The organism is Corallococcus sp. AB018 (genome assembly GCF_003986945.1).
GTDB classification, from domain to species: domain Bacteria; phylum Myxococcota; class Myxococcia; order Myxococcales; family Myxococcaceae; genus Corallococcus; species Corallococcus exiguus.
Genome location: NZ_RAWR01000328.1, coordinates 1 through 7834, shown reverse-complemented (window position 1 = coordinate 7834; position 7834 = coordinate 1). Strand labels below are relative to the sequence as shown.

Sequence of the window (7834 nt, the reverse complement as noted above, 5' to 3'; positions counted from 1 at the left end):
AGGCAGGGGTCGGGTTTGCCTCGGGGGCCTTGGCGGCTTCGGCGGCCTTCTTCAGGCCTTCCTTGCGCTCGCGCTCGCGGCGGCGGGTCTCCCGGTCGATGCCCTTCTGCGCGTCCTTGAGGTACTGCGCGGTGCGCTCGTCAGTGCCGCCCTTGGACTTGTACTGCTCCAGGAAGGACGCGGCCTTCTGGAGTCGCTCCAGGCCGTCCATTCCGGCGGGCTCCAGGTCCAGGTGGAGCAGGGCCAGGTTGAAGTACACGTCCTTCGTGTCGGGCTGGAGTTGGAGCACGCGCTCGTACTCCGCCAGGGCGCGGGGGAAGTCCCCTTCGCCGCGGTACGCGTTGCCCAGGTTGAGGTGGGCGGCGGCGAAGTCCGGCGCGGCCTTCACGGCGGCTTCCAGCTCCACGCGGGCGCCGGCGTAGTCCTCGCCCTGGTTGAGCAGGGTGCCCAGGTTGTTGCGCGCCTCGGCGAAGTCCGGCCGGAGCGCGATGGCCTGGCGGAAGCGCTCCAGCGCCAGGGGGCGCTCCTTGAGGCCTAGATGCACCAGGCCCAGGGAGTTGAGGGTGGCCGCGTCCTGCGCGTCGATGGCGAGCGCGTTGCCCAGCACCATGGAGGCCAGCTCGTACTTGCCCTCGCGGGCGTACACCTGCGCGAGCACCTGCATGGCGGGCACGTGCTGCTCGCTGACCTGGAGCGCGCGGCGGGCCTCGGCGACGGCGGCGGGGTGCTTCTTCTGCAGCAGGAGGTTCAGCGCCAGCGCCGTGCGCCGCGCCACCGAGTCCTGCTTCGTCAGCGCCTCGCGCAGCTCCGCCTCCAGCGACGCCGCGCGGCCCGTGCGCGCCGCCAGCCGCACCAGGCAGTCCCACGCGGCCTCCTGGTCCGCGTCCAGCACCAACGCCTGACGGTAGGAGCGCTCCGCGTCCGGGAAGCGGCCCTGGCGCTCCTGCACGATGCCCAGGTTCGTCCACGCGGGGCCCAGCTTCGGGGACTTCTCCAGCAGGGCCTTGAGCGCGGCCTCCGCGATGGTCAGCTCGCCGCGCCGGGCGACCTCCACCGCGCTGGTGAAGTCCCGCTCCGGTCCTGCGAGTGACTTCGCGACCGGCGCCGGTTCCTTCGCCTGGGGCTTCGCGTCTCCAGGCTTCGCGTCTCCAGACTTCGCTTCGCCGGGCTTCGGAGACGTGCTGATGGCCGTGACGGGCCCGCCTTCCGGTCCGGTGAGCTTCGAGTCCTTGCGCGTCTCCGGCCCGGAGGCGCAGGCGGACAGCCAGAGCACGAGCCCGGTGAGCGCGAACTTGCGGCCCGCGTTCATGGCGTGCCCCCTTCCGTGAGCCGGGTCGCCTTGTCCGGTTCGACACGCGCGGGCGCGGAAGGCGCGGCGAGGCTGCCCAGCAGGCCATCCGGATACACGGCCTCCGACGCGAGCGCGCCCCGGGCCTCCTTGAGGACGGGGTACTCCTTGGGGCGGAAGCGGTTGAGGGACTCCAGCGTGCGGCGCGTCCACTCGTTGGAGACGCGGTTGTTGCGCGCCTCCTTGAGCGTGGCGGCGTAGCTCTCCACCGCGCGGTCCTCCAGCGCCACGGTGCGCTGCGTGAGCATGTCCTGGTACGTCAGCACCGCGTCGTCCCCCAGGCGCTTCACTTCCGGAGGCACCGGCGCGTCCAGCAGCGTGACGGCGAAGCGCTCCAGGGCGTAGCCGCGCCGGTAGAACGACGCCAGCGACCATTCCAGCTGCTTGTACGGCAGCACCTTGGCGTACGCGGCGTCCACCGCCTTCACGGCTTCGGTCTTCTTCGTGAAGCTCTTCTCCAGCGCCTTGCCGGAGCCGCTGAGCTTCAGCGCGTCGAAGCGCTGGAACTCCAGCTCGGCCAGCTGGAAGCGGCTGTAGGCGGCGGCCTCCGCGGCGCGCGGCTGCGTGTCCGGCTTCAGCTTGCGGCGGTCGAAGTCATCCGCGGCGGCGGCGTACGCGCGCTCGGCCTCCTTCGCGTTGCCACGCTTCTTCCAGGCGTCACCCAGGCGGCGCCTGGCGTCCACCACCAGCTCCACCTGATCCGCCTTGCTGGCGAACTTGCGGACGAAGGCCTCCAGCGCATTGATTTCGCCCCGGGTGTCGCCCTGCTTCTCCAGGATGCGTGCCGCGCGGTACTGGTTCTCCGGCGCGTTCTTCCCGTGGGGATACAGCTCCACGCACCGCTGGAAGGCAGCGGCGGCCTCCGCGTAGCGCTGCTGTCCTTCGAGCAGCGACGCCGCGTTGTAGAGCGCGGCCTCACGCTCCTCGGCCTTCGGGTAGTCCTTCACCAGCTTCTGATAGCTGGTGACGGCCTTGTCGAAGTCGTAGGACTTCTGCGCGTTGAGGGCCACGCGGAACAGCGCGGTGTGCGCCCACGGCGACTTCGGATAGTCGCGGTAGATGCGCTCGTAGAGCTTCATCGCGGAGTCGAAGCGGCGCAGTTCCTCGTACGCCACCGCCGCGTTGTTGAGCGCCTTGTCCGCGAACTCGTGGCGGGGGGCCTCCTCCACCAGCTGGAGGTACTTCCTGGCCGCCTCGTCGTAGCGCTTCTGCGAGGCCAATTGGTCCGCCAGGTTGAAGCGGCCGGCGAGCTTGAACTTCATCAGCTCGCGGTACTGCTCACTGGACGGATCCACCACCTGCGCGTTGCTGGCGAGCCGCGCGCTGACCTCCTCCACGCTCTTCCAGTCCTGGTCGACGAGGAAGGATTCGATGATGAGGTTGGTGGCGTAGCCGGCCACCGGGTTGCGCGGGTACGCCTGCACCACGCGCTCGAAGCGGGGGCGGGCCTGGGCGAAGTCGTCGTGCGTGTAGAAGAGCTCCGCGGCCTGGTACGCGATGCCCGGCGCGGCCTCCTCCTTGGGCAGGAGCGCCACGTACGCGTCGGACGCCTTCAAGAGCGCGGCCTCCGTCTCCGCCAGGGCCACGGGCGCGTGCGTGCTGTCCTTGGGGCGCTCGCTGGCGCGCAGCGGCTTGCGCTCCGGCACGCGGCCGGCCTTCACGTCCTCGTCCAGCTGCGCCTTCCAGGCGAGCACCGCGTTGTGCGCGGACACGTCCCGGTAGGTGTTGTCCTGGTTGGAGTCGCGGACGGCCGAGTACTCCTTCGCCGCGGCGGCGTACGCGTCCGAGTTGAAGAGGGTCTCGGCGTGGAAGAAGCGCATCGCGTACGCGGTCTTGCTTCGCGGGAAGCGCTCCAGGTACGTGCCGTACGCGCGCGCGGCGGAGGCGTAGGTGCTCTTGGCCTCCGCGTCCTTGCCCTCCTTCTGGAAGGCCTGCGCCTGCTGGTGCTGGTACGCGGCGGCGGAGTAGAGGCTCTGCTCGGCGAGCGTCTGCGCGTGCGACAGCGCGTTCGGGTCGTCCTTGTTCTTCTCGTACCAGGCGCCGCCGGGCAGGTAGCTGTTGGCCAGCTTCTCCGACTCGCGCGCGTACAGGTCCATGCGCCGGTCGCGCTCGTAGGCCTGGACGATGCGCTGCTGCAGGCGAGGCGCGTCCGCGGTGAGCGGGTCGGTGGCCAGCACCTGCTGGTACGCGGCGATGGCGTCTTCGTTGCGGAGTTGGTCGAAGTAGACGTTGCCCAGCCGGCGGTACACCTCCGGCTCGTAGGGCCGGCCGCCGCGCTTCGCGAAGAGGTCGCGGGCCTTGGCCACGCCGCCCCACGTCTCGTCCGCCAGCGACAGCGCGATGTACTGGAGTGCCTCCGAGCGCAGGTCGCCTTCGTCCGCCTTGCTGCCGGACTGCTGGTGGGACTGGTAGTGGTCCAGGAGCAGCAGGAAGCTGTCCACGGACTCCTCGAACCAGTCCATGCGGTAGTACGTCCAGGCCAGCTTGTAGCGGGCCTTGTCGTAGAACCGGTGCTCCGTGTCGCGCGTGGCGGCGGTGTACGCCTCCGCGGCCTTGCGCAGCGCCTCCGGGTCGGTCTCCTCCTCGAACCAGTACTCGCCGATGCGCGTCCACGCGTCGGTGGCGAAGCGGCTCTTCGGATAGCGCGTGGTGAGCTGCTGGTAGGTGGCGAGGCTTTCCTCGTCCTTGTGCTGCTCGTTGAGGCAGTACGCCAGCAGGTACAGGGAGCCGTCGTTGAGCTTGTAGTCCGGGAAGCGCGCGAGCAGCGAGCGATACAGGCCGATGGACGGCGTGAAGTCCACGTCCGGCTCCGGCGGCAGGTCCGCCATGGCCTCGTCGGACATCGTGCGCACGCGCTCCGCGTAGTCCTTGCGCGCCAGCTGGTGCTCGTCCGCGGAGCGCTCGTAATACAGCTCCGCCAGCCGGAACATCACGTCCGGCGTGGCGCGAGGCTCGTCCGGGTAGCGACGCAGGAAGTCCTCGAAGCGGCCGATGGCGTCCAGCCGCTGCGTGCGCTCCTGTGACTCCAGCGCGGTGAGCGTCTTCTCGTAGGCGTTGTTGAGCGCCGAGCGCTTCTGCTGGTAGCGCCGCTCGATGAGCTGCTTCACCTCGCGGTGGAAGTCGCGAGACTCCGCCTCGTAAGCCTCCAGCGCGCGGCTCACGTCGCGCAGCAGCTTCTCCTGCTCGGGCGTGTGTCCCAGTCCGTCCAGGTAGCGGGAGGTGTTGGGCGCGGGCGGAGCCGGAGCCGCTGGCTTGGCCTTCGCGGGGCCTGAGGGTTCGGAAGGCTTGGAGGCCTTCTTCGATGCCTGGCTGGGCGTCTTGGCCTTCGCGGCGTGAGCGGCCAGCGGCGCGAGGGCCAGGAGGAGGACGAGGACAGGGCGGCGCATGGCCTTCAGTCCCCCCCTTCCGACGACAGGACGTCCTTGAACTCCAGGTCGAGCGCGCGCAGTGCGTCCGACTTCTCCTTGGCGACCTTCTGGATGTTCGTGGCGTTGTCCTGCGTGCGGCTGAAGGCCACGTCCACCGTGCCGGTGTCGGCCTTGAGCACCAGGTCGTAGAACTGCTGCCGCACGCGGCGGAAGCTCTCGTAGGCGATGCGGCCCACCAGGTTGCGAGCGTCACCAGACGCGGCGGCCACCTCCTGCTCGTAGCCCTGGAGCAGCGCCTGCTCCACGCGCACCTTGTCGCGGATGGACTTCACCCGAAGCTCCAACCGCGAGCGCAGCGCCACCCGCGCCACCGCCACGCGGCCGCGCAACGAGTCGATGCGCGAGCGCACCGCGTGCATGCGCAACAGCACGCGGGTGTCCTCACCGGACAGCCTGCCTTCACCGGCGCGCAAGACGCCGTGCTCCTGCTGGAGCGCGGCGGAGTAGCGGGCGCGGATGGCGGCCTCGCCCTCCAGCGACGTATCCGTGGACTGGCGCTCACTGGCGAGCCGGGCGCGGGTGCGGTCCAGCTCCGCCTGCAGGTCCTTCAGCGTGGCGATCTCCGCCTGGAGCTGCACCAGGAACTCGCGCTCCTCCGCGGGGTCCGCCTGCCGCTCGTCGCGCGTGTCCTCCACCCACTTGCGGATGGCGGCGGCGTTCGCGTGCAGGCTCTGGAGCTCATAGCCCACACGGAAGGCCTCGCGGTCCACCGCGTCCACCTTGGCCTGCATGCGGTGGCGGCGCTCCTCCAGCTCCTTGTTGGTGGTGGGCAGCGCCGCGAAGCGCAGCCGCTGGGCCTCGCGCGCGCCCTGGGCGACGAGCAGCTTCTCGCGCTCGGCGGGCGTCAGCTTCTCCTCCACCAGCTCGGCCTCCGCCTGCACCAGGGACTGCTCCACGGCGGTGAGCGCGGTGTCCACGGCCTCCGTGCGGACGTAGCCCTCCTGGAGTTCCGGGAAGGCCTCCAGCCCGCGCGCGTCCAGCGCCTCCAGGATGCGCTCCGCGATGGCCTTCGCCTCGCCCGCGCCCTGACGGCCACTGTCCAGGTCGCCCACCATCCGCACCGCGTCCGCGACCTCCTTCTGCGTGGACGCGTACTTCAGCGCCAGCGGGGGCAGCAGGGTGCTCACGTCCAGCGAGCGCTCGTTGCGCGCGAGCAGGTTGTCGAAGTACGCGACCGGGTCCTGGTTCACGCGCAGGAGCGCGTCCACCTTGTCGCGCGCGGGCGTGAACATGCGCGCCACGCCGTCATACGTCTCCAGCGCCTCCTCGTACTGGCGCAGCTTCTGGAGCAGGTGCCCCTGGAGGATGCGCGCCTCGGGCGCGAGCTGCGAGTCCGGCGCGACGAGCAGCAGGATGTCCGTGGCGTTCTTCGCCTGCGTGAAGTCCTGCTTGCGCACGTACGTCCACGCGACCTCCAGCAGCGACTCCGGGAAGCGCTCGCTCTCGCGCGGAATCTGGCCGTAGTGGTCCAACGCTTCGTCGAAACGGCCCGTCTCGTACATCAGCCGGCCCAACGACAGGAACGCGAGCTCGCGGAAGCGCTGGGCCTCCGCCTCCGCGAGGCCGGTGGACACCACGGTGTCCGGCCCGGTGCCCACGATGCGCTGGAACTGCGCGATGGCGGCCGGGTAGTCCCCGCTCTGCACGCTCAGGACGCCCAGGTGGTAGACGGCCTGCACGCGGAAGGCGCCGGGGCTTTGCGCCAGCGGGGCGAACAGCGCGCGCGAGCGCTGCTGGTGCTCCTCCGGCGTCAGGTCCAGGCGCTTGAAGGTGCCGCGCGCGTGCACGTAGGCGATGTCCGGCGCCAGCACGCCGCCCGACAGCTGCCGCGCCTTCTCCACGTACGCGTCGATGCCGTCGAACTGCTGGAGCCTTCCCGCCACCGCGAGGTAGCGGCTCACCGCCTCCTTGTAGCGCTGCGGCGTCAGGTCCAGCGACAGCACGTCGCGCAGATACACCCGCGCGCCGATGTCGTTCTTCTGCTGGTACAGCGCGTCCGCCAGATAGAAGACCGCCTCCGGGTAGCGCGGGTTCGCCTTGAACGCCGGGTCGCTCACCAGGTCGTAGAAGAGGACGGACGCGGCGGCCCAGTCTCCCAGCAGCGAGTACACCTCGCCCTCGGAGAAGCGCTTGAGTTGCGAGTCGGCGCTGCTGGGCTCCGGGCGCTCCGTGAACTGCGTCTCCACGAAGCGCAGCGACTGCTCCGCCGTGCGCAGCTGCGCCTCCACCGCTTCCACCGAAGCCGCGCGCGAGCTCAACGACGCGGGCATGGGCGGCAGCGCGGCCCCCGGCTTGGAGGCCTGGGGCGCCGGAGCGGGCGCGGCCCCGAGGGACAGCGCGAGGGCCAGGGCGTGCAGCGTCGCGGTCACGGCCTGACGCTCCCTACTTCAGCTCGCTGGAGGTGGTGGCCGGCGCGGCGGGCGTCCCCGGAGCGCCTTCCGTCTCCGAGCCGGAGCCGGCGGGCCGGTTCGCGCGCGTGTCCTTGGCCACTTCAATGTCGTAGCGCACCGCGGGCCGGTCCTTGAGGTCCGTGGTGAGGCCGCCCTTCTCCACGCCCACCACGTTCACCGTGGTGACCTTTCCGGACTCCGCGTTGAAGGTGTAACTGGATTGCACCTTGAACTTGTAGCCTTCCAGGTAGCTGAACACGCCGTAGCCGCTGCCCCGGTAGACGAGTCGCACCGCGAGCTGGTGCTGGCCCGGCACGATGCGGCCGTTGAAGACCTCCAGCGACTGGTGCCGGTTCAGGTCTCCCTGCGTGTCCACCTGGGTGAAGATGGGCGCGCCGTCCAGCGCGTACACCACCGACTCCAGCTGGAACGCGTTGCCCATCTCGTTCTTGTGCACCAGCACCGCGCGGGCGCCGGTGGACAGCTCGCCGCCCATCACCGACTCCTGGAGCAGCAGCAGGCGCGCCTTGGAGCGGTAGATCTTCTCCTTCAGGTCGACGACCTGCTCCTCCAGCGTCTTCACTCGCGACGTGAAGGCCTCATCCGCCGTCTGGTCACCCGCGGGTGCCTTCGCGGCGGGGGCCTGTGGCGTGCCCGCGGCCGGGGAA

At 70.4% G+C, this 7834-nt stretch carries 4 protein-coding genes; all 4 read right to left on the bottom strand.

Annotated features, from left to right (window positions below; all coding sequences use genetic code 11):
- A partial coding sequence (locus D7Y11_RS40200; RefSeq protein ID WP_126936318.1) for a tetratricopeptide repeat protein occupies positions 1 to 1309 on the bottom strand: 1309 nt, incomplete at its 3' end.
- The gene (locus D7Y11_RS40195; protein ID WP_126936317.1) at positions 1306 to 4734 is read right to left on the bottom strand and encodes a tetratricopeptide repeat protein; all 3429 of its coding nucleotides are present in this window, start codon (positions 4732 to 4734) and stop codon (positions 1306 to 1308) included. The genes D7Y11_RS40195 and D7Y11_RS40200, both read right to left, overlap by 4 nt.
- Before the next feature lie 5 nt (positions 4735 to 4739).
- Positions 4740 to 7145: a tetratricopeptide repeat protein gene (locus D7Y11_RS40190; RefSeq protein WP_126936316.1), complete on the bottom strand. Its 2406-nt coding sequence runs from the start codon at positions 7143 to 7145 to the stop codon at positions 4740 to 4742.
- Positions 7146 to 7158: 13 nt separating this feature from the next.
- Positions 7159 to 7834, bottom strand: a 676-nt coding sequence (locus D7Y11_RS40185; RefSeq protein WP_126936315.1) for a dihydrolipoamide acetyltransferase, incomplete at its 5' end; no start/stop codon positions are given.